At 76.4% G+C, this 24,009-nt stretch carries 20 protein-coding genes; 6 read left to right on the top strand and 14 right to left on the bottom strand.

Going from position 1 to position 24,009, the window contains the following annotated elements; translation table 11 throughout:
- Nucleotide 1 precedes the first annotated feature (1 nt).
- A complete protein-coding gene (locus ACI78U_RS08465) occupies nucleotides 2–1,702 on the bottom strand; it encodes a DEAD/DEAH box helicase (RefSeq protein ID WP_456874854.1) in 1,701 nt (566 codons plus the stop codon).
- A 52-nt stretch (nucleotides 1,703–1,754) separates the two neighbouring features.
- On the opposite strand from ACI78U_RS08465, the gene ACI78U_RS08470 reads away from it, so the two are divergent.
- The gene (locus tag ACI78U_RS08470) at nucleotides 1,755–3,194 is read left to right on the top strand and encodes an amidase (RefSeq protein ID WP_456874855.1); all 1,440 of its coding nucleotides are present in this window, start codon (nucleotides 1,755–1,757) and stop codon (nucleotides 3,192–3,194) included.
- A gap of 60 nt (nucleotides 3,195–3,254) precedes the next feature.
- On the opposite strand, the gene ppk2 is transcribed toward ACI78U_RS08470, so the two are convergent.
- The 4 genes from ppk2 to ACI78U_RS08490 all read right to left on the bottom strand — a co-directional run bounded on the left by ppk2 (nucleotide 3,255) and on the right by ACI78U_RS08490 (nucleotide 10,571).
- Nucleotides 3,255–4,280 carry a polyphosphate kinase 2 gene (ppk2, locus tag ACI78U_RS08475; protein ID WP_456874856.1) on the bottom strand — a complete coding sequence of 342 codons (1,026 nt, stop codon included), beginning with the start codon at nucleotides 4,278–4,280 and terminating at the stop codon, nucleotides 3,255–3,257.
- 21 nt (nucleotides 4,281–4,301) lie between these two features.
- Nucleotides 4,302–5,042: a lysophospholipid acyltransferase family protein gene (locus ACI78U_RS08480; protein ID WP_456874857.1), complete on the bottom strand. Its 741-nt coding sequence runs from the start codon at nucleotides 5,040–5,042 to the stop codon at nucleotides 4,302–4,304.
- Nucleotides 5,043–5,224: 182 nt separating this feature from the next.
- Nucleotides 5,225–10,132: an NAD-glutamate dehydrogenase gene (locus ACI78U_RS08485; protein ID WP_456874858.1), complete on the bottom strand. Its 4,908-nt coding sequence runs from the start codon at nucleotides 10,130–10,132 to the stop codon at nucleotides 5,225–5,227.
- Between the two features lie 70 nt (nucleotides 10,133–10,202).
- A complete protein-coding gene (locus tag ACI78U_RS08490; protein ID WP_456874859.1) occupies nucleotides 10,203–10,571 on the bottom strand; it encodes a phage holin family protein in 369 nt (122 codons plus the stop codon).
- 196 nt (nucleotides 10,572–10,767) lie between these two features.
- Between ACI78U_RS08490 and ACI78U_RS08495 the strand changes: the two genes are divergently transcribed.
- The gene (locus tag ACI78U_RS08495) at nucleotides 10,768–11,955 is read left to right on the top strand and encodes an AAA family ATPase (RefSeq protein WP_456874860.1); all 1,188 of its coding nucleotides are present in this window, start codon (nucleotides 10,768–10,770) and stop codon (nucleotides 11,953–11,955) included.
- Nucleotides 11,956–12,033: 78 nt separating this feature from the next.
- On the opposite strand, the gene ACI78U_RS08500 is transcribed toward ACI78U_RS08495, so the two are convergent.
- Nucleotides 12,034–12,846 carry an alpha/beta fold hydrolase gene (locus ACI78U_RS08500; protein ID WP_456874861.1) on the bottom strand — a complete coding sequence of 271 codons (813 nt, stop codon included), beginning with the start codon at nucleotides 12,844–12,846 and terminating at the stop codon, nucleotides 12,034–12,036.
- 189 nt (nucleotides 12,847–13,035) lie between these two features.
- The gene (locus ACI78U_RS08505; RefSeq protein ID WP_456874862.1) at nucleotides 13,036–14,052 is read right to left on the bottom strand and encodes a zinc-dependent alcohol dehydrogenase; all 1,017 of its coding nucleotides are present in this window, start codon (nucleotides 14,050–14,052) and stop codon (nucleotides 13,036–13,038) included.
- Between the two features lie 146 nt (nucleotides 14,053–14,198).
- Here ACI78U_RS08505 and ACI78U_RS08510 point away from each other — a divergent pair, with 146 nt between their 5' ends.
- Both ACI78U_RS08510 and ACI78U_RS08515 read left to right on the top strand, forming a co-directional pair.
- Nucleotides 14,199–14,966 (top strand): ZIP family metal transporter, encoded by a 768-nt coding sequence (locus ACI78U_RS08510; protein WP_456874863.1) that lies wholly within the window; start codon nucleotides 14,199–14,201, stop codon nucleotides 14,964–14,966.
- A 17-nt stretch (nucleotides 14,967–14,983) separates the two neighbouring features.
- Nucleotides 14,984–15,898 (top strand): alpha/beta fold hydrolase, encoded by a 915-nt coding sequence (locus ACI78U_RS08515; protein WP_456874864.1) that lies wholly within the window; start codon nucleotides 14,984–14,986, stop codon nucleotides 15,896–15,898.
- A gap of 14 nt (nucleotides 15,899–15,912) precedes the next feature.
- Here ACI78U_RS08515 and ACI78U_RS08520 read toward each other — a convergent pair whose 3' ends face one another.
- Complete coding sequence (locus ACI78U_RS08520) at nucleotides 15,913–17,685, bottom strand: SpoIIE family protein phosphatase (RefSeq protein WP_456874865.1); 1,773 nt, start codon at nucleotides 17,683–17,685, stop codon at nucleotides 15,913–15,915.
- A 175-nt stretch (nucleotides 17,686–17,860) separates the two neighbouring features.
- On the opposite strand from ACI78U_RS08520, the gene ACI78U_RS08525 reads away from it, so the two are divergent.
- Together ACI78U_RS08525 and ACI78U_RS08530 are read left to right on the top strand one after the other, a co-directional pair.
- Nucleotides 17,861–19,537, top strand: a complete 1,677-nt coding sequence (locus ACI78U_RS08525) for a SpoIIE family protein phosphatase (RefSeq protein WP_456874866.1) — start codon at nucleotides 17,861–17,863, stop codon at nucleotides 19,535–19,537.
- A 118-nt stretch (nucleotides 19,538–19,655) separates the two neighbouring features.
- Entirely contained in the window at nucleotides 19,656–20,114 is a 459-nt protein-coding gene (locus tag ACI78U_RS08530) for an ATP-binding protein (protein ID WP_456874867.1), read from the top strand.
- Nucleotides 20,115–20,164: 50 nt separating this feature from the next.
- On the opposite strand, the gene ACI78U_RS08535 is transcribed toward ACI78U_RS08530, so the two are convergent.
- Genes ACI78U_RS08535 through ACI78U_RS08560 form a run of 6 tightly spaced genes read right to left on the bottom strand, consistent with a single transcriptional unit; the run spans nucleotide 20,165 to nucleotide 23,852 of the window.
- Entirely contained in the window at nucleotides 20,165–20,656 is a 492-nt protein-coding gene (locus tag ACI78U_RS08535; protein WP_456874868.1) for a hypothetical protein, read from the bottom strand.
- Nucleotides 20,653–21,015 carry a response regulator gene (locus ACI78U_RS08540; RefSeq protein WP_456874869.1) on the bottom strand — a complete coding sequence of 121 codons (363 nt, stop codon included), beginning with the start codon at nucleotides 21,013–21,015 and terminating at the stop codon, nucleotides 20,653–20,655. The genes ACI78U_RS08535 and ACI78U_RS08540 overlap by 4 nt, the downstream gene beginning before the upstream one ends.
- Nucleotides 21,012–21,539 carry a chemotaxis protein CheX gene (locus ACI78U_RS08545; protein WP_456874870.1) on the bottom strand — a complete coding sequence of 176 codons (528 nt, stop codon included), beginning with the start codon at nucleotides 21,537–21,539 and terminating at the stop codon, nucleotides 21,012–21,014. The genes ACI78U_RS08540 and ACI78U_RS08545 overlap by 4 nt, the downstream gene beginning before the upstream one ends.
- Nucleotides 21,536–21,925, bottom strand: coding sequence for a response regulator (locus ACI78U_RS08550; protein ID WP_456874871.1), 390 nt, complete (start codon nucleotides 21,923–21,925; stop codon nucleotides 21,536–21,538). Before ACI78U_RS08550 ends, ACI78U_RS08545 begins: the two co-directional genes overlap by 4 nt.
- Complete coding sequence (locus tag ACI78U_RS08555) at nucleotides 21,922–22,746, bottom strand: CheR family methyltransferase (protein ID WP_456874872.1); 825 nt, start codon at nucleotides 22,744–22,746, stop codon at nucleotides 21,922–21,924. The genes ACI78U_RS08550 and ACI78U_RS08555 overlap by 4 nt, the downstream gene beginning before the upstream one ends.
- Nucleotides 22,743–23,852: a protein-glutamate methylesterase/protein-glutamine glutaminase gene (locus ACI78U_RS08560; protein WP_456874873.1), complete on the bottom strand. Its 1,110-nt coding sequence runs from the start codon at nucleotides 23,850–23,852 to the stop codon at nucleotides 22,743–22,745. The genes ACI78U_RS08555 and ACI78U_RS08560 overlap by 4 nt, the downstream gene beginning before the upstream one ends.
- Nucleotides 23,853–24,009 lie beyond the last annotated feature (157 nt).

The following is a 24,009-nucleotide window of genomic DNA, read 5'->3' on the forward strand; positions in this document are numbered from 1 at the left end:
CTCAGTCGCGCTGCTTGTCGCGGCGGACGGTCACCTTCCGGCCCTTGACGCTGCTGGCCCGCAGCGCGGCGATGACCTCCTCGGCGGCCGCGGCGGGCACCTCCACCAGGCTGAACCGCTCGGCGATCTCGATGGCGCCGACGTCGCGCCCGCGCAGCCCGGTCTCCCCGGCGATCGCGCCGACCAGGTCGCCGGGGCGGACGCCGGCGCTGCGACCGGCGCCGATGAACAGCCGCTCGGTGTCCCCGCCCGCGCCCGACCGGGAGCGCGGCGGGCGACCCTGCCCCCGGTCGCCCCGGTCGCCGTCCCGGCGCGGCCGCTCGGGCCGGAGGGCGACCTCGGGGATCTCCTCCTCGTCGTCGGGCCCGCCGGTGGCCTCGTGCGCCAGCTTGACCGCGGCCAGCGCCACCTCCACGACGTCGAACTCGTCGGTGAGCGTCTCGACGACGGCGCGGAAACGCTCGAGGTCGTCGCCGAGCAGGCTCTCGCGCAGCGCGGCTCGGGTGAGCTCGAGCCGGCGGGCGCGCAGGTCGGCGACGGTGGGCACCCGCTGGACCTCGATCCGCGACCCGGCGACCCGCTCGATGGTCTTGAGCATCCGGTGCGCCCGCGGCTCGACCAGCGTGATCGCCACGCCCTCACGGCCGGCGCGGCCGACCCGGCCGATGCGGTGCACGTAGGTCTCCGGCGAGGCGGGGACGTCGTAGTTGACCACGTGGGTGAGCTGCTCGACGTCGAGGCCGCGGGCGGCGACGTCGGTGGCGACCAGCAGCTCGGCGGTGCCGCCGCGCAGCCGGCCCATGACCCGGTCGCGCTGCTCCTGGCTCATGCCGCCGTGCAGCGCCTCGGCGCGGTAGCCGCGGCCGTTGAGCGTCTCGGTGAGGTCGTCGACCTCGTCGCGGGTGCGGCAGAAGACGATCGCCGCCGTCGGGCTCTCCACGTCGAGCACCCGGCCCAGCGCCGCGGGCTTGGCCGCCCGGGCGACGACGAACGCCGTCTGCCGGACCCGCGGCGCCTCCCCCTCGCTGGGCACCTCGCGGGCCACCTGGATGCGCAGCGGGTCGCGCAGGTGCCGGCGGGCCATGCTGTCGAGCCGGCGCGGCATGGTGGCGCTGAACAGCACCGTCTGTCGCTCCTCGGGCACCTCCTCGAGCAGCGCCTCGAGGTCCTCGGCGAAGCCCATGTCGAGCATCTCGTCGGCCTCGTCGAGCACCACCGTGGCGACACCGCCCAGGTGCAGGCTGCCGCGCTGCAGCAGGTCCAGCGCCCGCCCCGGGGTGGCGACGACGACATCCACCCCGGCCTGCAGCGCGCGCAGCTGGCGCGGGATCGGCTGGCCACCGTAGACCGGCACGACCCGGGCGCCGAGGTCGCGGCCGTAGCGGTGCAGCGCCTCGGACACCTGGATGGCCAGCTCGCGCGTGGGCACGAGCACCAGCGCCAGCGGGTCGCCGCCGGGGCGGTCGTCGGGCAGGCGCTGCAGCACCGGCAGCGCGTAGGCCGCCGTCTTGCCGGTGCCGGTGGCGGCCTGGCCGAGCAGGTCCCGGCCCTCGACCATCGGCGGGACGGCCTCGCGCTGGATCGGGGTGGGCTCCTCGTAGCCGAGCCGGGACAGCGCCGCCAGCAGCTCCGGGCGCAGGCCGAGGTCGGCGAAGGCGCTGGTCTCGTCGCGTTCGTCCACCTGCGTCGTCTCGCCGTCCACCCGCCCAGTGTCGGCCATGTCCCCCGCGCCACCGACGTGGCACCCTCCCCCGGTGACCCGCGACACCCCAGCACCCGCCGGCGACGACGACCTCTGCCTGCGCCCGGCCACCGAGCTGGCCGCCCTCGTGCGGAAGCGCGAGGTGTCGGCGCGCGAGCTGCTCGAGGCGCACCTGGCCCGCATCGAGCGGGTCGACCCGCAGGTCAACGCGATCGTCACCCTCGACGCCGAGGGCGCCCGGGCCGCCGCCGACGCCGCCGACGCCGCGCTGGCCGCCGGCGAGCAGGTCGGCCCGCTGCACGGGCTGCCGGTGGCGCACAAGGACACCCACGCCACCGGCGGGATGCGCACCACCTGGGGCTCGCCCCTGCACGCCGACACGGTGCCCGAGCGCGACGAGCTGGTGGTCGAGCGGCTGCGGCGGGCGGGCGCGGTCCGGGTCGGCAAGACCAACGTGCCGGAGTTCGCGGCCGGCTCGCACACCTTCAACACCCTCTTCGGCGCGACGCACAACCCGTACCGGCACGGCCTGTCGGCCGGCGGCTCCAGCGGCGGGGCGGCCGCGGCGCTGGCGGCCGGCCTGGTGCCGCTGGCCGAGGGCAGCGACATGGGCGGCTCGCTGCGCAACCCGGCGGCGTTCTGCAACGTCGTCGGGCTGCGGCCCACGCCCGGCCGGGTGCCCACCTGGCCGGCCGCGCTGGGCTGGTCGACGCTGTCGGTGCAGGGGCCGATGGGCCGCACGGTCGCCGACGTCGCCCTGACCCTCTGGGCGATCGCCGGGCCGGACCCGCGGGTGCCGATCTCGCTGTCCGACGACCCCGCCGGGTTCGCCGCGCCGCTGCCGGAGGACCTGCGCGGCCTGCGGGTGGCGTGGACGCCCGACCTCGGCGGCCTGGTCCCGGTCGACCCGGCGATCCCCGCGGTGCTGCGCGGGGTGCTGCCGGTGGTCGAGTCGCTCGGCGGCGTCGTGGAGGAGGCCTGCCCCGACCTGCGGGAGGCCGACGAGGTGTTCGGCACCCTGCGGGGCTGGCTGTTCGAGGCCACCTACGGCGAGCTCGTCCGCCGCTCGCCGGAGCGGGTCAAGGCCGCCATCCGCGGCAACGCGGCGGTCGGGGCGGCGCTCACCGGGGCCGACGTCGCGCGCGCGGAGGCGGCGCACACCCGGCTGCACGAGGAGGTCGTCCGCTTCTTCTGGGAGTACGACCTGCTGCTCGCGCCGACGACGCAGGTGCTGCCGTTCCCGGTGGAGCAGGAGTACCCCGCGGAGGTGGCCGGGGTGCCGCAGGCCGACTACCTCGGCTGGATGCGCTCCTGCACGCTGGTCTCCGCCACCGGCTGCCCGGCGCTGTCGCTGCCCGGCGGGTTCACCGACGACGGGCTGCCCGTGGGCCTGCAGCTGGTCGCCGCACCGCGCGCCGACCGGCGCCTGCTCGAGATGGCCCACGCGATCGAGCAGGCCACCGCGTTCGGCCGCCGTCGTCCACCCCTCTGAGGCCGTCTGCGGCTCTCTAGGATCCCCGCTAGAGAGCCGCAGACGGCACGATCGACGCCCTCAGCGGCGCGCGTAACGGGGCAGCGGCGGGGCGACCGGGGTGTCGGAGGACTCCTCGAGCACGTCGGCGGCCGAGCCGACGATGAGCGGGTCGGGGTCGCCGACGACGTCGCCGTCCTTGTCCGCGTAGTCCAGCCGGTCCAGCACGTGGCGCATCGCCTCGAGCCGCGCCCGCTTCTTGTCGTTGCTCTTGATCACCGTCCACGGCGCGTGCGTGGTGTCGGTGTGCAGGAACATCGCCTCCTTGGCCTCGGTGTAGGCGTCCCACTTGTCGAGGCTGGCGAGGTCGGTCGGTGAGAGCTTCCACTGCCGCACCGGGTCGATCTGCCGCACGATGAACCGGGAGCGCTGCTCGCCGCGGGAGACCGAGAACCACAGCTTGAACAGCAGGACGCCGCTGTCGACGAACATCCGCTCGAGCTCGGGGGCCTGGAGGAGGAACTGCTGGTACTGCTCCTCGGTGCAGTAGCCCATGACCCGCTCGACGCCGGCGCGGTTGTACCAGGAGCGGTCGAACAGCACGATCTCGCCCGACGCGGGCAGGTGCTGCACGTAGCGCTGGAAGTACCACTGGTTCTGCTCGCGCTCGGACGGCTTGTCCAGGGCGACGACGCGGGCGCCGCGCGGGTTGAGGTGCTCGGTGAACCGCTTGATCGTGCCGCCCTTGCCGGCGGCGTCGCGGCCCTCGAAGACGATGACCAGCTTCTGGCCGGTGTCCTTCACCCAGCCCTGCAGCTTGAGCAGCTCGATCTGCAGCCGGCGCTTCTCGACCTCGTACTCCCGGCGCTCCATCCGCTCGGTGTACGGGTAGCCCTCGCGCCAGGTCTCGACGCGCAGGCCGTCGGGGCCGAACAGCTCGCGGTCGTCGTCCCAGTCCTCGTCACTGTCCTCGTCCGGGAGGGAGTTCAGCCGCCACTTGGACAGGTCGAGGACCTCGGCCTTGGCCGGCACCCGGACCGGGGGCTGGCCGTCCCCGGTGTCGTCGCGGTCGGTCTCGGTGCGGTCCACGAGGGCGTCGGGCTGCACGGGAGCCTCCTCCCGGTCGGGTCAGGGACGTCCGCGGTCGTACCCGGGGCGGGCGCGGACAGTCCTGCGCCGGCGGGACGGCACCGGGCGCGGGGGCGGTGCGGAGGTGCCCCCGCCGGCCTCCAGCACGTGGGCGACCGCGTACTCGGCGAGCGCGGCCAGCGGCCGGGCGTCGGGGCCGGGCTGCAGGGCGGGCAGCAGGTGCACCTCGACGACGCGGCCGCCGTCGGTGTGCCGCAGGGCGACCGGGCAGACGACGGCCTGCGCGTCGACGGCGGGCACGACCGCGCGGGCGCGGAACCGGCCGGGCTCGCCGTCGGCCGCCGCGCCGCCGGGGTGCGTGGTCACCGTGGCGCCGCGGCGCAGCAGCTCGGCGACCTCCCCCCGCACCGCGCCGCTGCCGTCGTCGACGAGCAGTCCGCCGCGGCGGGCCAGCGAGCGCAGCAGCGGGGTGTCGACGAGGGCGGCGTCGACCACGGGGGTGCCGGGGACGGCGGTGGCGAGGGCGAGCACGTCGACCCAGCCGGCCGCGTTGGCCACGACCAGGCGCGGGCCGCGCGGCCAGGCCACGGCCGGGGACACGACCCGCACCCGCAGCCCCCGGGCGGTGAGCAGCTCGGCGGCGGTGCAGACCAGCAGCCGCTGGCGGCGGCGGTCACCGCCCCAGGTCGCGGTGGCGGCGCGGACGGCGGTGCGGGCCAGCACCGGCGTCAGCGCCGGGGGGACGGCGGTCGCGGCGGCGGTCGGGGCGGACGGGTCCATCGGGGCCTCCCGGGGTGGCCGGTGTTCCGGCGCCCAGGGTCGGGGGCTCAGGTGTCCTGCGGGTGACGCCGACGCGGATGGCCGCCGTCGCCGAGTCGATCATCGGATGCGTGCACGCGACGCGCGCGGACACGCCGGTGCGAGCGGCACGCACCCGATGATCGGCTCGGTAGAGGCGCTCCTCAGCGGCCGCGCAGGCCGCGCAGGGTGCGGACGGCGACCACCAGCTCGGGCAGCTCGTGCCGGTCGCCGGCGGCGATGTCGGCGAGCTGCGCGGCCGCCCGGCGCTGCGGGGCGTCCCAGCCCGCGACCCAGTCGGCCACGAGCTGCCGGGCGTCTCCGCTCGTCCGCCCGGACAGGACCTCCACGGCGAGCTCGGCCTGCTCGGCGGCGAGGTCGTCGCGCAGCGCGGCGCGGGCCATCGACGGCCAGCGCCGGTCCCGCGGCAGCGCGATGACCAGCTCGCGCAGCGGCACCAGCGACAGCCGGTCGGCCAGCTCCTGGGCCACCCGTCCCACCAGGTCGATCGGCGCCCCGGTGCGCTCGGCGACGACGGCCAGGTCGAGCGCGGCGGGCAGCAGCGCCGCCGCGGCCAGCTCCCCGGCCAGGTCCGCCGGCACGCCCCCGGACCGCAGCCGCTCGGCGCGCTCGGCGTAGGCGGCCGCCTCGTCACCGAGCAGCCAGCCCGGCAGCCCGGCGCGCACCGCGGCCACCGGCGCGGCGAACCGCTCGGTCACCGCGGTGATCCCCGTCGGCGGGCGGCCGGCCAGTTCGGGCAGCCGCAGCAGCCAGCGCGCGGCCCGCTCGGACAGCCGGGTCGCCTCCGTCCGCAGCTCCACCTGCACCGGCGCGGGCACCCGGTTGTCCAGCGGCCGGACCGCGTCCCACAGCCGGTCGACGTCGAACACCGCCCGGGCCACCGCGTGCGCCCGCACGACGGCGGCGAGGTCCAGGCCGGTCTCCTCGGCCAGCCGGAACAGCCCGGTCACCCCGGCGGTGTTCACCGCCCGGTTGGTGAGCGCCGTCGCGACGATCTCCCGGCGCAGCGGGTGGGCGTCGACCGCCGCGGCGAACCGCTCGCGCAGCGGCGCGGGGAAGTAGTCGCGCAGCAGCCGGGCCAGCGCGGGGTCGTCGGGCAGGTCGGAGGCCAGGACGGCGTCGTTGACCTCGAGCTTGGCGTAGGCCAGCAGCACCGACAGCTCCGGGCTGGTGAGCGCGTGCCCGTCGCGGCGGCGCTGGGCCAGCGCCCGGTCGTCGGGCAGCGCCTCGACCGCGCGCACCAGCCGGCCCGAGCGCTCGAGGTGCCGGATGAACCGCGTGTGCGCGTCGAGCAGGCTGCGCGCCCCGGTCACCTCCTCGGCCAGGGTGGCGTTCTGCGCGTGGTTGTCGGTGAGGACGGCGGCGGCGACCTCGTCGCTCATCTGCTCCAGCAGCGCCGCCCGGCCCTCGGCGTCCAGCTGCCCGGCGTCGACCACCCCGTTCAGGGCGATCTTGATGTTCACCTCGTGGTCGGAGGTGTCCACGCCCGCGGAGTTGTCGATGGCGTCGGTGTTCACGCGGCCGCCGGCCAGCGCGTACTCGACCCGGCCCCGCTGGGTGAGGCCGAGGTTGCCGCCCTCACCGACCACCCGCACCCGCAGCTGCCCGCCGTCGACCCGGACCGCGTCGTTGGCCTTGTCGCCGACGTCGACGTGGCTCTCGGTGGCCGCCTTGACGTAGGTGCCGATGCCGCCGTTGAACAGCAGGTCCACCGGGGCGAGCAGCACCGCCCGCACCAGCTCCACCGGGGTCAGCGTGTCGACGTCGTCGTCGAGGCCCAGCACGGCGCGCATCGGCTCGCTCACCGGGATCGCTTTCGCCGTCCGCGGCCAGACCCCTCCCCCGGCGCTGATCAGGGCGGGGTCGTAGTCGGCCCACGAGGAGCGCGGCAGGTCGAACAGCCGCTGCCGCTCGGCGAACGACGTGGCGGCGTCCGGGGTCGGGTCGACGAAGACGTGCCGGTGGTCGAAGGCCGCCACCAGCCGGATGTGCTCGGACAGCAGCATGCCGTTGCCGAACACGTCGCCGGACATGTCGCCGATGCCGACGACGGTGAAGTCCTGGCTCTGCACGTCGACGTCGAGCTCGCGGAAGTGCCGGGTGACCGACTCCCACGCGCCGCGGGCGGTGATGCCCATGGCCTTGTGGTCGTAGCCCACCGAGCCGCCGGAGGCGAAGGCGTCGCCCAGCCAGAACCCGCGCTCGATCGCGACGGCGTTGGCGAGGTCGGAGAACGTGGCCGTGCCCTTGTCCGCGGCGACGACGAGGTAGGCGTCCTCGCCGTCGTGCCGGACCACCCGCTGCGGGGGCACCACCCGGCCGCCGACGAGGTTGTCGGTCAGCGACAGCAGCGCGCCGATGAACAGCCGGTAGCAGGCCTGGCCCTCGGCCAGCACCTCCTCGCGGGAGGCGCCCTCCGGCGGCGGGTTGCGGACGACGAAGCCGCCCTTGGCGCCGGTCGGGACGATGACGGTGTTCTTCACCATCTGCGCCTTGACCAGGCCGAGCACCTCGGTGCGAAGGTCCTCGCGGCGGTCGGACCAGCGCAGCCCGCCGCGGGCGACCGCGCCGAACCGCAGGTGCACGCCCATCACCCGCGGCGAGCTGACGAACACCTCGCGGGCCGGGCGCGGCTCGGGCAGGTCGGGCACCGCGTGCGGGTCGAGCTTGATCGCCAGCGGTGGGGCGGGCGTGGCGCCGGACACCGTGTAGTACGTGGTGCGCTGTGTGGCGAGGACGGCGGCCAGCAGGCTGGTGAGCACCCGGTCGGCGTCGAGCGACTCGACCCGGCCGATGGCCTCGCGCAGCGACGCGGCGAGGTCCTCCTGCCGGGCGGCGCGGCCGGACTCGCGCTCGGGGGAGAACCGCGTCTCGAACAGCGCCACCAGCCGGGCGACGACGTCGGGGTGCCCGGCCAGCACCGACTCGACGTAGGACATGCCGAAGGGCAGCCCGGCCTGGCGCAGCCACTGCACGTACGCGCGCACGACCGTGACCTGCCGCCAGTTGAGCCCGGCCAGCAGCACCAGCGCGCCCAGGCCGTCGTCCTCGGCGTCCCCGCGCCAGACCGCGGCCACCGCCTCGGTGAACCGCTCGGGCAGCGAGCCGGGGAAGGGCAGCTCCCCGCCGGGCGCGGTGAGGCCGAAGTCGTAGATCCAGGCCTGCCGGGCGCCGATCCGGTCGATCTCGTAGGGCCGCTCGTCGATGACGTCGACGCCCATGTGCTGCAGCACCGGCAGCACGTCGGAGAGCAGCAGCCGCTCCCCCACCCGGTACACGGTCAGCCGCGGCTCGGCCGCGTCGGCGCCGCGCGGGCGCCGCAGCCGCAGGCCCAGCTCGCCCGGCGCGAGCGCGTCGAGGCGGGCGAGGTCCTCGACGGCCGTCGTCGCCGGGAAGTCGTCCTGGTAGGCGGCCGGGAAGGCGTCCGCCACCCGGGCCAGCACCTGTTCGGCCTCGGCGCCGTACCGCTCGGCGAGCGCGTCGGCGAGGTCGTCGGTCCAGCTGCGCGCGACGGCCGCCAGCTCCCGCTGCAGCCCGTCGGCGTCGACGCCGGGCAGCGCCGGCGTGCCGCCGCGGCCGACCGGCACCCGGACGACGAAGTGCAGCCGGGTGAGCACCGACTCGGTGGAGTAGGCGGTGAACTCGATCTCGCGGCCGCCGAGCCGGGACAGCAGGACCTGCTGCATCGCCAGCCGGACCTCGGTCGTGTAGCGGTCCCGCGGCACGTAGACCAGCGCCGACCAGAACCGGTCGTAGGGGTCGCGGCGCAGGAACAGCCGGGTCCGGCGGCGCTCCTGCAGGTGGAGGACGGCCATCGCCACCGGCAGCAGCACGCCGGCGGCGGCCTGGAACAGCTCGTCGCGCGGGAGGGTCTCCAGCACGCCGACGAGCTCCTTGCCGGTGTGGCTGTCGGCCGGCACCCCGGAGCCCTCGACCACCTCGTCCACCCGGCGGCGCACCAGCGGCACGTCGCGCACGCCGGTGGCGGCGGCCGTGGTGGGGAACAGCCCGACCAGGCGGTGCTGGCGGGCCGGGCCGCCGTCCTGGCCCGGCAGCGTGACCGCGACCAGGTCGAGCCAGGCCCGCCGGTGCACCGTCGAGCGGATGTCGGCCTTGGTGACGGTGACCAGCGTGGGCCCCAGCGGCCCGGCGGCCTCGGGCAGCGCCGCGCCGCTGTCGCTGCGCAGCACCCCCAGGCCGCTGCCGGGGACCGCGCGCGCCACCGTCCCGACCTCCACCTCGCGGGCGCCGAGCAGCACGAGGTTGCCGTCGGCCAGCCAGCGCAGCAGCGCGGCGACCTCCGCGGGGTCGTCGGCGGGGTCGGCGGTGTCGAGCGAGCCGATCTCCTCGAGCCGGGTGGCCAGCTCCAGCGCGCGGGCGGCGATGCGGGGCGCGTCCTCGTCGACGGCGCGGACGTCGGCGAGCACCGTGCGCAGCCCGGCGACCAGGTCGTCGGCGGCCTCGTCGTCGAGCGGCCCGTCGAGGACGACGGCCATCCAGGACTCGGCCAGGGCGTCCGGCCCGCACGCGGCCACGTCGGTGCCGCCGCTGTCGCAGAACGCGCGCAGCCCACCCGAGACGTCGCGGCGGACCACGACCACGGGGTGGACCACGTGCTGGAGGCCGACGCCCTGGCGGACCACCTCGGCGGTGACGGAGTCGACGAGGAAGGGCATGTCGTCGGTGACGGTGAGCAGCAGCCCCCGCCCGTCGTCGAGCCGCTCGACGACGACGGTGGCCGCGCCCTGCGCGCGGACGGCGGCGATCCGCAGGTGGCGCAGCGCCAGCGCGGCGAGGTCGGCCGGGGCGTGACCCAGCACCTCGGCGGCCGGCTCGCTCCAGTAGTAGCGCTGCAGCAGCGCCGGCAGGTCGGTCCGGCCGCAGCCGGCGGGCAGTCCGGGACCGTCGTCGAGGCCGTCCGCGGCGACGGCGGCGGCCTCGGCCAGCAGCGCCCGTTTGCGGTCGTTGGCCGCCTCGAGGGCGACCAGTCCGGGCGGGACCTCGTCCTCCGGTCGGCCGGGGACGACGGTGTCCACGCCGATGGTGCTCATGTACAGCGAAACTACTGCGGCCGGGGGCCCACGTCAGGGGGAGGCCACCCGATCGGCGTGCCGTCCGGGATCAGCCGCGGTCGAGGACCTGGTCGGCCGCCCACCCGGCGAGGGCGAGGACCAGACCGCCGAGGACCGCGGTGCCGAAACCGTCGACCGACAGCCGGTCGGACAGCGCCGCGGTGAGCCCCAGCAGCGCCGCGTTCACGAGGAGCAGGAACAGCCCCAGGCTCAGCACGATCGCGGGGAAGGACACCAACCGCAGCAGCGGCCCGACGACGGCGTTGACCACCGCGAAGAGCAGCGCCACCCACAGGAAGGTGCCGCTGACGCCGAACGTGCCCTCCTCGTTGCCCTCCACGTCGATGCCGGGCAGCAGCCGGGTGAGGGCGTAGAAGGCCAGGGCCATCACGACGACCTTGAGCGCGAACCTGATCACGGCGGCCACGCTAACGGCGCTCCCTGGGAGCCCCCGCGCTCTCGCCGTCTCTAGGCCCGTCTCGGATCGGCGCCAGAGAGCCCTAGACGCCGGTCGATCCCGGGCACCCCCGCGGAAGTGCCCGGGTGGCGACACGGCGTAGGAGGTTCTACCGATCTCTACCGGCAGGGCTAGACGGGGCCATACGGTGCTCGACGTGGACCCCGTGCGGAACCCCTACGCCCCGGGCGCCGGCCAGCGCCCGCCGGAGCTGGCCGGTCGTGACGACGAGCTGTCGGCCTTCGACGTCGTCCTGGAGCGGATCGCGCGGGGCCGGCCGGAGCGCTCGCTGGTGCTCACCGGGCTGCGCGGCGTGGGCAAGACCGTGCTGCTCAACCAACTGCGCTCGGCGGCGATCGGCCGCGGGTGGGGCACCGGCAAGATCGAGGCCCGGCCCGACCAGTCGCTGCGCCGGCCGGTGTCCTCGGCGCTGCACATGGCGCTGCGCGAGCTGCGCCACCCCGACCAGGAGTCGATGGACGCCGTCCTCGGGACGCTCAAGGCCTTCGCCCAGCGGCTGGCGCCGGCCGACGGGAAGCTCCGCGACCGCTGGCAGCCGGGCATCGACGTCGCGGCGACCACCGGCCGGGCCGACTCCGGCGACATGGAGATCGACCTGGTCGAGCTGCTCAGCGACGCGGCGGGGCTGGCCGCCGACGTCGGGAAGGGCATCGCGCTGTTCGTCGACGAGATGCAGGACGTGCAGGCCCCCGACGTCTCGGCCATCTGCGCCGCCTGCCACGAGCTGTCCCAGCAGGGCGCGCCGCTGATCGTCGTCGGCGCGGGCCTGCCCCACCTGCCGGCGGTGCTGTCGGCGTCGAAGAGCTACTCCGAGCGGCTGTTCCGCTACCTGCGCATCGACCGCCTCGACCGGCCCGCCGCCGACCGCGCGCTGCTCGCCCCCGCCGAGCGCGAGGACGTCGAGTACGAGCAGGCCGCCCTCGACGCCCTGTACGAGGCCGCGGACGGCTACCCGTACTTCGTGCAGGCCTACGGCAAGGTCACCTGGGACGTCGCGGCCGCCTCCCCGATCACCGCGGCCGACGTCGCGATGGCCGCGCCGGTGGCCGAGGCGGAGCTCGCGGTGGGCTTCTTCGGCTCCCGCTACGACCGCGCCACCCCGGCCGAGCGCGAGTACATGCACGCCATGGCCGAGCTCGGCGGCCCGGCCGGCGCCCCGGTCGCGACGTCGGAGGTGGCCGCGGCGCTGGGCCGCAAGCCCGCGTCGCTGTCCCCCGCGCGCGACTCGCTGATCAAGAAGGGGCTGGTGTACTCCGCCGAGCGCGGCCAGATCGCCTTCACCGTGCCGCACTTCGGCCGCTACCTGCTGCGCCACCCCGACTGATCGCCAGGCATCGGAAGCTCTACACCCGTTTCCGGACGTGAGACGTGCGTATCGCTTCCCATGCCTGGGCGCCCGGGATCACCCGGGCAGGAGGAAGGCGTTGACGTCCGCGGCGACGTCCTCGGGACGCTCCCAGTTCGGGCAGTGCCCGGTGTCGGGGTAGACCCGCAGGCGCGCGTCCGGGAGAGCGGCGAGGAGCCGGTCCTCCTGACCCCGGTCGAACAACGCGTCCGCCTGACCCCAGAGCACCAGCGTGGGCGCGGTCACGTCGCCGAGCCGATCGCGGTCGTGGGAGCGCGCCAGCCCCTCCCAGACGTCCCGGAAGACGTGAGCCGGCGCCTTGCGGCTCTCGGCGACGATCGCGTCGAAGAAGTCCGGCGGGAGGGGGCGGTGGACCGTGCCGGACTGGAACTCCCGGGCGAACTCCACCGGGACCGGGTCGCGGAGGTCGGCGATCGCCGACCGCACCTCCCGGACGAGCCGGTCGCCCATGCGGTCGGCCGAGCCGACGAGCACCATCCGGTCGACGCGGTCGGGGTGCTCCTGGGCCACGCGGCGGACCACGAAGGTGCCGAAGGAGTGGCCCACGAGGTGGGCCCGGGGCAGGCCGAGCACGTCGCAGAGGGCCACCACGTCGTCGGCGAACCGGTCGAGGTCGTAGCCGGTCGCCGGGTGGTCGGAGTCCCCGAACCCGCGCTGGCTGAAGGCGACGGCGCGCAGCCGCGGGTCCAGGTGCGGGAGCACGCGGCTCCAGGAGAACCACGAGTCCGGCCAGCCGTGGACCAGCACGACCGCCGGACCGGCCGGGGCCCCCTGCTCCACGGCGTCCAGCCGCAGTCCCCCGGGGAGGAGGACGGTGCGGTGGCGGAGCGTCTGCGTCGTCCCGGGCACGGCTCCTCCGGAGGTCGGCCCCCGTGCGGGGCCACGGTAGGCCCGTGGCCGCCGGTGGGGGAACCGGTCCGGCCGTGAGCCGGTGTCCGGGGGGACAGGGACCGGCTCGTGACCGCGTCCCGTGCACATGACGCGGCCGCGGTGGCCCGGGGACGACGATCCGTGCACACACCGCGCCGCGGGCGGGCGTCAGCGCGCGAGGACCAGCTTGGTCGCGGGCTGCAGCCAGACCTCGGCGGCGGCGTCGAACGGCACCGTCGTGGTGGGGACGGCGAGCGGGTCGAAGGCACCGGACGCGGCGAGCCCGAGCACCTCGGGCAGGTGTCGGCGGGAGTCCGCGCGGGACAGGTGCACGGTGATCCCGCGGGTGTACATCTCCAGCAGCGGCAGGGCGGCCTCGCCGAAGAGGATGCCGACCACGGTGAGCAGCCCCTGGTCCTCCGTCGAGCGCACCGCGCAGGCCAGCCCGGAGGGGTCGGCGGACCCGTCGACGACGACGTCGGCCCGGTCGTACCGGCGCGGCCAGCCGCCCTCGCGCCGGGTCACCTCGGCACCCAGCGACGCCGCGGCCGCGCACCGCTGCTCGTCGTCGTCGACGTAGCGCACACCCCCGGCACCGAGGGCACGGGCCAGCGCGACGGCGTAGAGCCCGATGGAGGGGACCGCGCCGGCCAGGACGAGCACCTCGGCGCCCGGGCGCTCGCGCAGCTGCGGCCCGACCGCGCGCCAGGCGTCGACGGCGTTGTCCGGCAGGGTCGCCAGCGCCACGTCGGACAGGGCCGGCGGCGCGGCCACGAGCGCGTGGTCGGCGTGCGGGACGGCGAGCAGGTCGGCCACCGCGCCGCCGTGACCCCCGCCCCGGACGCCGAACCCGTACGCGGCGCCCGCCGGGGCCCGGTAGGTGGTGCAGGCCACGGTGCGCCCCGCCCGGCACGGCCCGCAGCCGCCGCACGAGACCTGGAACGGGACGCTGACCCGGGCACCGGGGCGCAGCGCGACGTCGGCGCCCACCTCGACGACCTCGGCGACCAGCTCGTGGCCCACCGGGACGGGGCCGGGGAAGAGGCCGAGCGCGGCCATGGGGGCGTCGAGGTCGCAACGGGCGACCGCCAGCGGCCGGACGAGGGCGCCGTGCGGCGCGACCTCCGGGTCGGGGACCTCCTCCCAGCCGAGGCGGCCGGGCCCGGCGGAGACGAGGGCGCGCACGTCAGGCCGGGACGGTCAGCGCGGTGTGGGTGACGGGCACGGTGGCCTCCTCGGCGGCGGGGAACGGTCGGGCACGGACGACTGTGCCGGTGACGACCGGCCTCCGTCGACGGTTGGCGGGAGCGGGAGCGGGCAGGGACCGCCCCGTGCCGGGAGCTGTCGAGGCGGGTCTGTGGGGTCTGCTGGGCGGCGCCGCCCTCGTCCTCGGCGCGGCGGTCGCCTGGTTCGTGCGGGTGCCCCGGACGGTCATCGCGTCGGTCATGGCGTTCGGCTCGGGCGTGCTGGTCTCCGCCGTCGCCTTCGACCTCGTGGCCGAGGCCGCCGACACCGGCGGGCTGGGCCCGACCGCGCTCGGGTTCCTCGGCGGCGCCTTCGCCTACGTGGGCGCCAACGCCCTGCTGGCCCGCCGCGGGGCGCGGCACCGCAAGCGGTCCGGCGGCGAGGGGTCCCAGCAGCAGCCCTCGGAGGAGGAGCAGGCCGGCAGCGGCGCGGCGATCGCCGTCGGGGCGCTGCTCGACGGCGTCCCGGAGTCGGTGGTCCTGGGCCTGGGCCTGCTCGGCGGCGGCTCGGTGAGCCCGTCGGTGCTGGCCGCGGTGTTCATCTCGAACGTGCCCGAGGGGCTGTCCAGCGCTGCGGGCATGAAGGCCAGCGGGCGCCGGGCGGGCTACGTCTTCGGCGTGTGGGGCGGCATCGCGGTCGCCGGCGGCGTCGCGGCCCTGGTCGGCTACCTGGCCCTCGGTGACGCGTCACCCGAGGTGGTCGCGGTCATCACCTCCGTCGCCGCGGGCGCGATCCTCACGATGGTCGCCGACACGATGATCCCCGAGGCGTTCGAGCGGACCGGCACCTGGACCGGCGTCGTCACCAGCGTCGGGTTCCTCGTGGCGTTCGCGATCGAGCGGCTGAGCGCGTGAGCGGGCAGGGTGGCGGCATGACCGAGCCCGTGCAGATCAGCGTCCCCGTCGACGGCGGGGAGCTCGCGGCCCTGCACTGGGCCGCCGACGCGCCCGGCTCCCCCATCGCCGTGCTCGTCCACGGCATCACCGCCAACGCGATGGCCTGGGCGCCGGTCGCCGCGGCGCTGGCCGGGGAGTTCGAGGTGCTGGCACCCGACCTGCGTGGCCGCGCCGCCTCGGCGGACCTGCCCGGCCCCTACGGCCTCGATCGGCACGCCGACGACGTCGCCACCCTGCTGGACCGGTTCGGCGCCGACGCCGAGGCCGGCGCCGACGCCACCGTGCTCGTCGGCCACTCGATGGGCGCCTTCGTCGCGGCGCTGGCCGCCGCCGGGACGGCCCGCGACCGGGTGCACGGGCTGGTGCTCGTCGACGGCGGCCTGGCCCTGCCCGAGCCGCCGGGGGCCGACGTCGAGGCCAAGCTCGCCGCCCTCCTCGGCCCCTCCCTCGACCGGCTGGGCACGACGTTCCCCGACCTGGCCGCGGTCCGGGCGTTCTGGGCGCAGCACCCCGCCGTCGGCCCGTGGGTCGACGTCCCCGCCGTGGCCGCCTACCTCGCCCGCGACCTCGTGCCCGGCGCGGTGCCGCTGCGCAGCGCGTGCGTGCCCGAGGCGGTGCGGGTCGACGGCGGCGACGTGCTGCTCAACGAGCGGGTGCTGGAGGCCAGCGCCTCGCTGCCGGTGCCGGCGACGCTGCTGTGGGCCACCCGCGGCCTGCTCGGCCAGCGGCCGGGGCTCTACGACGAGGTCCGGCTGGCCGGCCTGGGCCTGGAGCCCTCCGGCATCACCGCCCGCGAGGTGCCCGACACCGACCACTACTCGATCCTGTGGTCCGAGCAGGGCGTGGCCGCCGTCGCCGAGGCGGCCCGCACCGCGGCCGCCCGCACCTAGCGAGCCGGGCGACCTCAGGCCGGACGGCCGACCACCGGGGGCAGCACCTCGGGACCGGCCTCGGCCGGCCGCTCCCCGCGCACCGGGTGGGCCCGCACGGCGAGCACCGCGACGTCGTCCTCGACGCCCTCGCCGAGCATGCTCGACAGCAGGTCGTCGCAGAGTGCGGACAGCGCCTTGCCGGCGCAGGCGGCCAGCAACGCGCGCACGGCGTCGCGGCCCTCGTCGAGCGGGGTCCCGCGGCGCTCGAACAGCCCGTCGGTGAACAGCAGCAGCGTGGCGCCCTCGGGGACGACGGCCTCGCCGTCGGCCCGCGGACCCCGCCAGCCGATGCCCAGCGGCGGGCCCACCGGGGCGCTGAGGTCGCGCACCGTGCCGTCGGGCAGCAGCAGCATCGGGTCGGGGTGCCCGGCCGAGGACCACCGCAGCCGGCGCTCCCCCGTCACCCGCTCGACCTCGTCCTGCTCGACCCGGCAGACCAGCGCGGTGGCCATCGCCGGGACGGCGAGACCGACGAGGGCGTGGTCGACCCGGCGCAGCACCCCGGCCGGCTCCTCCAGCCGGTCGAAGGCGATGCCGCGGACCAGCGTCTTGACCTGGCCCATGGCCGCGGCGGCCTCGATGTCGTGTCCCATGACGTCGCCGATGACGAGCACCGTGTCGCCGTCGGGCTGCAGGAACGCGTCGTACCAGTCGCCGCCGATGGACACCCCGCGGGTGGCCGGCCGGTAGCGGACGGCGAGCTCGAGGTGGTCGGGCTGCACCGGCGGCGAGAGCAGGCTGTGCTGCATCCGCTCGGCCACCTGCTGGGCGGCGCTGGCCAGGCGGGCGTTGTCGAGGGCCAGCGCCGCGCGGCGGGAGGCGATCTCGGCGGTGCGCAGCTCGGCGTCGGTGTGCGGCCCGCGCTCGGGGCCGTTGACCAGCGTGAACGCGCCGAACAGCTCGCCGCGGGCGACCAGCGGGAAGGTGGCGACGGCGGCGACCCGCAGCGGCGCGAGGGCGGCGCGGCTCTCCTCGTCGGCCACCATCGCGCGCACGTCGTCATCGGTGACCCGGGGCAGCACGACCGGACGGCCCTGGGCCAGCGCGGTCGGCACCGGCGCGGTGGGCCGGTTGCTGCGCACCCGCAGGTCGGCGTAGCGGTGCATCGCCGCCACCAGCGCGGGGTCGCTGTGCGCGCGGCCGACGTCGCGGCGGGTGCCGTCGGGGTCGACGACGCTGACCAGGCACCAGTCGGCCAGCAGCGGGACGACGAGCGCGGCGAGCCGGGCCACCGCCTCGTCGACGTCGGTGGTGGCGGTCATGGCCTGGCTGATGTCGCCCAGGAGGACCAGGTGGCGGGCGGCGGTCTCGGCCCGCTCGGCGGCCGCGGCGGCGGAGGCGGCGGCCTGCTCCCGGGCCGCGATCGCCGCCGCGCGCTCCTCGTCGGCCCGCCGGTGCACCGTGACGTCGTCGTAGGTGACCACCAGCCCGGCCCCGGTGAGGAAGGCCTCGGCACGGAACCACGCGTCCAGCGGCGCGAAGAAGGCCTCGGTGGACCCCGACCCGCCGGTGCCCCGCACGCGGCGGTACAGCTCCTCGAACGGGCCGCCGACGGCCTCGGGGAACTCCTCCCAGATGCCCCTCCCGGTCAGGCCCGCGACGGTCCGGCGGAGGACCGCCGCGCCCGCGGGGTTGACGTAGGCGAAGCGCCACCCCTCGTCGAGCACGAACAGCGGCCGCTGCATGCCCTCGACGGCCTGCACCAGCAGGTCGCTCGGCGGCGGGGCCAGGCCGTCCGGGGTCACGGGGGCACATGCTGCCGCATCGGCCCCGGCGGGCCGCACCTCCGGTACCGGACCGCCCCGTTCAGGTGAGGCACGGTGCGCCGGGCGGTTGGCAGCCGGGCCCGCACGCGCCACGATCACGGTGGTGTCCGCGGGAGCCAGCCTCGCCCCGACGGTGCCGGGAGGACCGAGGACGATGGCCGATCCGCTCGCCGGGCCGGGGCCGGTGCGCGGCCTGCCGCCCGGTCCCCAGCCCACCGTCCCGCTCCCGCGCCGCACTCCCCCGCTCGGCGACCCGGCCGCGCTGGCCGCGCTGGTCGACCGGCTCCCGGCCGCCGTCCTCGCCCTGGACCCCGGGGGCCGGCTGACCTGGCTCAACGCCGCCGCCGAGCGGCTGCTCGGGCACCTGCAGTCCGACCTGCTCGGGCAGGTCCTGGCGGAGGTGCCCGGCGCGGCGGGGCCGGCGCTGGCCTCCGCGGGTGCCGAGGCCGCCGACTCCGCCGAGCCCGTGACGGTGCTGGCCGGCGGTGGGTGGTACGAGGTCCGCGCCGCGCGGGCGGCCGAGGGGCTGGCGCTCACCGTCTCCGACGTCTCCCGCCGCCGGACGGTGCAGGAGCGCGCCGACCGGGCCGCGGCGCGCGCGACGCTGCTGGTGCGGGTGGCCGCGGAGCTGTCCGGGGCGCTCGACGGCGTGTCCGCGCTCGGCCGGCTGGCCCGGCTGGTCGTCCCGGTGCTCACCGACGGCTGCGTCGTCACCGTCGTCGACCGCGAGGGCCGCACCCGCGACGTCGGCTCGTGGCACGCCGACCCGCAGCGCCGCGACCTGCTCGCCCGCTACGCGATGGTGCGGCTGGACACCCTCCCGCCGTCCTCACCGGTCGGGCGGGCGCTGCGGACGGGCGCGCCGGTGGCGGCCCCGGTGACCGACGTCCTGGCGCTCATGTCCGACGACCGGACGCGGGAGATGCTGCGGGACCTGCGCGCGCAGTCGGTGCTGGTGCTGCCGCTGCCGGCCGAGTCGCGGACCGTCGGCGTCCTGTCGCTCTACCTCGACCCCGGCCGGGAGGTCTCCCCCGAGGACCTCGCCACCGCCCGCGCCGTCGCGGTGCAGGCCGGCCGCGCCATCGACCGGGTCGGCCGGCAGAGCCGCCAGATCCAGCTCGCCGAGGCGCTGCAGCGCAGCCTGCTCACCGCGCCCCCCGCCTTCCCCGGCGTCGAGGTGGAGGTCCGCTACGTGCCGGCCGCTGAGGCGGCCCGGGTGGGTGGGGACTGGTACGACGCCTTCCGGCACCCCGACGGCGACGCGGTGGTGGTCATCGGCGACGTGGTCGGGCACGACACGGCGGCCGCGGCCGCGATGGGACAGCTGCGCGGCCTGGTCCGCGGCATCGCGCACTCCAGCCGGGGCGGGCCGGCCGAGGTGCTGCGCGGCCTGGACGAGGCGATGTCCACCATGCACGCCGGGACGCTGGCCACGGCCGCCGTCGCGCGGCTGGAGGCCGGCGGCACCCGGCTGCGGTGGGCCAACGCCGGTCACCCGCCGCCGGTGCTGCTGCGCCCCGACGGCGGCGTCGAGGCGCTGGCCCACGACGAGGCCGACCTGCTGCTGGGGGTCGACGCGACCGCGGAGCGCCGCGAGGCGGTGGTCCCGCTGGCCCCGGGGTCGACGGTGCTGCTGCACACCGACGGTCTGGTGGAGCGGCGCGGGAGCACCCTCGACGAGGGCACCGGGCGGCTGCACCGGGCGCTGGCGGAGCTGGCCGGACGGCCGCTGGCGGTGCTGTGCGACGAGCTGTTGGCGCGGCTGCTGCAGGGCACCCCGCAGGACGACGTCGCCCTGGTCGCGCTCACCGTCGCCCCTCCCCGGCCCTGACCGCGGCCGTCACCGGGCGCGAGATCCGCCTCACCCGGCGGGGCCGGACACGATTGACCCGCCGGTGGGCTGGGCACCCCGGGACCGTCCGAGAACGGGACCACGACGGAGAGAGGACATGGGCCGACTGACGTGGCCGTTGCGGCCCCTGCCCGACGGGCGCGGCGAGCTGTGGCGCTTCGACCTCGGTGACATCGCCGAGCTCCCGGCGGCGCGCGCGGGACTCCGCGAGCACCTCGGCTCCCTCGGCTTCCCCCGCGACCCCGACGACCCGGCGTCGGACCGGCTGGTGCTGGCCTTCGACGAGCTGGCCTCCAACGCGCTGCGGCACGGCCGGTCGCCGGTGGTCGCGACGGTGGTCGCGGGCACCGGCGGCTGGCTGCTCGACGTGAGCGACCGGGACGCGGACACGATGCCCTCGCCCGCGGTCGGCCGGGACCCCTCCCAGGGCGGCCTGGGCCTCTACCTGGTGGCCCGCCTGTCCGTGGCGCACGGCTGGTACGTCGACGACGGTTCCAAGCACGTCTGGGCGTGCCTGCCGACGACGGTCGAGGAGTGCGCGGCCAGCTCCGCCTGAGTGCGCCCGGGGCGGCGGACGACGGACCCGGCGCCGCCCCGGGGCAGTCCTCAGGGGACGACCAGCGAGAGCCGGCCCTTCCCGTAGCCCGGCACCTCGACGGCGAGGTCGAGGCGGTTGAAGGCGGCCAGCATCCCGGCGACGTCGCCGGGCAGGTCCTCCCCCGGCACGTACAGCCGGTAGAGCTTCGAGTGCGGGGCGCCGGGCACGTTGAACAGCGCCGAGACGACGTTGACGACCTCGTGCAGCGCCTCGGCGAGCATCGAGGTGAGCTCGCCGTCCTCCTCGACGGCGTCCTGGACGCCGCCGGGCGGCAGCAGGGCCAGCGCACCGCCGGTCCAGGCCGACAGCGGCAGGTCCATGACGCACAGGGCGTTGACGGCCATCGTCGGGCTGACGTAGACCGCCACCGAGACCGGGTCGGTCGCGGTGGGCGTGACTGGGTCACCCGGCGTCACGCCCACCGGCTTGCCGACCAGGCCCGACAGGATGTCCTTGACGGCCTTGGCGTCGGGCAGCGAGACGGTCAGGGCGGCGGTCACGCCAGCACCCCGTCGAGGTTCTCGCGGAAGGACTCCTCGGTGAAGGGCTTGGCGATGAGGAACAGGGCGCCCGCGTCGGCGGCCCTCTCCCGCATCTCCGCCGACCCCTCGGAGGTGACGAACCCGAAGGGCACCGCCGAGCCGGAGGAGCGCAGCGCCTGCAGGCACTCCAGGCCGGTCATGTTGGGCATGTTCCAGTCCGACAGGACCAGGTCGGGGTTCTCCGAGCGGACCTTGTCGTAGGCGTCGCGGCCGTCCTCGGCCTCGACCACCTCGTGGTCGTCGTAGCCGGCCTGACGCAGGGTGCGGATGACGATCTGCCGCATCACGCGGCTGTCGTCGGCGACCAGGATCTTCACAGGGGCACCTCGTTCTCTCGCTCGGTGTGCAGCGGGGACTGCACGGAGACGGTCAGCGGCTGACCGCGCCACAGGACGGCGACGCGGCGGGTGTCGGCTTCGCGGCCGGCGGGTGGGGTGGCGCCGACCTCGGGCAGGCCGAGGACGGACGGTCCGGGGAGGACGGCCTTGACGTTGCCGCCCACCACGTTCGCGAGCTCGCCGAGGGCGTCGTCGACGTCCTCGTCCTCGAGCACCGGCGGGGTGTGCTCGCCGAGCAGGGCGGCGGTGAGCTCGGCGGCGGTGTCGTGGCCGCAGGTCAGCACGACGGCGCCGGTCCACGGGCCGACGATCTCGACCCAGGAGCTGTGCGTCGCGGCCGGCAGTGGTGCCGGCAGCGGGACGAGCACCTCGTCCTCGCCGACGAGGGCCAGCCACGCCTGCTCGGTGATCTGCTGGAGCGTGGCCTCGTCGAGCAGGTCGACGACGGCCGGCGGCCGGTCGGTGGCGCGGCGGCGCAGCCCGGTGTCGCACGGTCCGGTCACAGCGAGACCTCCTGCGGGAGCAGGCCGAGCAGCGCGAGCTTGTCGCGGATGGCGTCGGCGGTGAACGGCTTGATGACGTACTCGTGGGCGCCGGCGGCCAGCGCGCGCACGATCTGGCCGTGCTCGCTCTCGGAGGTGACCATCATCAGGGTCACCGCGCGCCAGGCCGGGTTGGCGCGGACGGCGTTGACGAACTGCAGGCCGTCCATCAGCGGCATGTTCCAGTCGACGGTGCACAGGTCGGGCGCCCAGCCCTCGTGCAGGACGTCGAGCGCCTGCTGCCCGTGCTCGGCCTGGCGGGTCTCGTAGCCGAACCCCTCGAGGATGCCGGTCACGATGCGCCGCATGGCGCGGGAGTCGTCGATCACCAGAGCGCGCACGGTCATGCCCCCTTCAGCGGGCGGTAGGCGGAGGTCCGGCCGAGGACGACGCGGCTCCAGGAGTCGTCGACGCCGAGGGTGGTCTCGGCGGCACCGAGGAACAGCCAGCCGTCCGGGCGCATGAGCTCGCGCACCCGGCGGAGGATCGCCTGCTTGGTGGGCAGGTCGAAGTAGATGAGGACGTTGCGCAGGTACACGACGTCGAACGGGCCCATCCGCGGCAGCGGCGCGGCCAGGTTGCACTCGCGGGCGGTGACCATGCGGCGCAGGTCCGGCGCGACCTCCCACTCGCTGCCCGCCCGCCGGAGGTGGCGGACCAGCATCGGGGCGGGCAGGCCGCGGTTGACCTCGAGCTGGCTGAACCGGCCGGTGCGGGTGCGCTCGACCATCTCGCGGGAGATGTCGGTGGCGGTGATCGACACCCGCGTCGCGGCGTCGGGCAGCGCGTCGTCGAGCAGCATGGCGATCGTGTAGGGCTCCTGGCCGCTGGAGCAGGCCGCCGACCAGATCTGCAGCCGCTCGGCCGGGCCGCGGGCGGCCTGCAGGGCCGGCAGCACCGTCGAGGTCAGGGCGGTGAACGGGTCGCCGTCGCGGAACCACGAGGTCTCGTTGGTGGTGAGCGCCTCGACGATCAGGCGGGTGTCGTCCGGCCGCGGGCGGCTGCGGACGGTGTCGACCAGCTGGTCGACGTCGGCCAGCCCCATCCTGCGGGCCAGCGGCAGGAGCCGGGCCTCGACCAGGTACTCCTTGCCGGGGGCGAGCACGATCGCGCTCTCCCGGTGCACCAGCTGGCGGACCCAGTCGAAGCGGGTGGCGGTGAGGGTCATCGCAGGGCTCCCGTCGCGAGGGTCGGAGGTGCCGGGCGCGGCGGGACGGCGCGGGACAGGTGGCGGGTGATGGCCTCGGCGATGCGGTCGAGGGGCAGGACCTCGTCGGCCAGGCCGGCGGCGGCGACGGCGCCGGGCATGCCCCAGACGACCGAGGTGGCCTGGTCCTGGACGACGACGGTGCCGCCGGCGTCGCGGACGGCCGCCGCGCCGGCGCGGCCGTCGGCGCCCATGCCGGTGAGCACCACGGACAGGACGGCGCCGTCGTAGGCGGTCACCGCGGAGCGGAACAGCGGGTCGACGGCGGGGCGGCAGAAGTTCTCCGGCGGGCCCTGCGTCAGGGTCGTCGTCGCGCCGCGGCCGCTGCCCCGCACGGTGAGGTGGTGGTCGCCGGGGGCAAGGTGCACGGTGCCCGGGAGCAGCGGCGAGCCGTCGACGGCCTCGACGACGCGCAGGGCCGAGAGCCGGTCCAGGCGCTGGGCGAACTGCCGGGTGAAGACCGGCGGCATGTGCTGCACGAGCAGGACCGGCACCGGCAGGCTCGCCGGCAGCACCGGCAGCACCCTGGCCAGGGCCTCGGGCCCGCCGGTGGAGGAGCCGATCACGAGCACGGCCGGGGCCTTGTGGGGAGCCGTGCGGGACGTCGGCGTGCGCGGGGCGGGCGGCGCGGCGGCGGGCCGGGCGGCGGGACCGGCCGGGCGCCCGGTGAGCGCCTTGATCCGCGGGATGAGCTGCTCGCGCACGCTCTCCATCGACGCCGCGACGCTGCCGACGTTGGCCGGCTTGGTGACGTAGTCGTTGGCCCCGGCCGACAGCGCGTCGAGGGTGGCCGCGGCGCCGCGCTCGGTGAGCGTGCTGAACATGACGATCGGCACGCGGTTGCGCTGGGCGCGCAGGGCCCGGACCGCCTCGATGCCGTTCATCTCCGGCATCTCGATGTCCATCGTGACGAGGTCGGGCCGCAGCTGGTCGACCTTGCCCAGGGCGAGCCTGCCGTTGACCGCCGTCCCGACGACCTCGATCGCGGCGTCGGAGGACAGCACGTCGGTCACGATCTTGCGGACGACGACCGAGTCGTCGACCACCAGCACCCGGATCGGGTCCACACGTCCTCCTGCTCCGGCGGCGCGCGGCCGGTCGGCCGTGCGTCGGGGGTCTCGGCAGCGGGGCGGGCCGGTGGGATCGGCCCCGGGCAGCCCCACCCGCATCGCCTGTCACAGGAGTTCTCGGCCGCCCCAGCCGCCGGGTTGACGCGGAGCGCCC

It is taken from the genome of Geodermatophilus sp. SYSU D00710 (genome assembly GCF_054050195.1).

Coding starts and splice junctions, on each gene's coding strand:
- ACI78U_RS08525 (WP_456874866.1), top strand. CDS start 17,861: ATGGCCGATCCGCTCGCCGGGCCGGGGCCGGTGCGCGGCCTGCCGCCC.
- ACI78U_RS08555 (WP_456874872.1), bottom strand. CDS start 22,746: ATGACCCTCACCGCCACCCGCTTCGACTGGGTCCGCCAGCTGGTGCAC.
- ACI78U_RS08515 (WP_456874864.1), top strand. CDS start 14,984: ATGACCGAGCCCGTGCAGATCAGCGTCCCCGTCGACGGCGGGGAGCTC.
- ACI78U_RS08550 (WP_456874871.1), bottom strand. CDS start 21,925: ATGACCGTGCGCGCTCTGGTGATCGACGACTCCCGCGCCATGCGGCGC.
- ACI78U_RS08485 (WP_456874858.1), bottom strand. CDS start 10,132: ATGAGCACCATCGGCGTGGACACCGTCGTCCCCGGCCGACCGGAGGAC.
- ACI78U_RS08530 (WP_456874867.1), top strand. CDS start 19,656: ATGGGCCGACTGACGTGGCCGTTGCGGCCCCTGCCCGACGGGCGCGGC.
- ACI78U_RS08480 (WP_456874857.1), bottom strand. CDS start 5,042: ATGGACCCGTCCGCCCCGACCGCCGCCGCGACCGCCGTCCCCCCGGCG.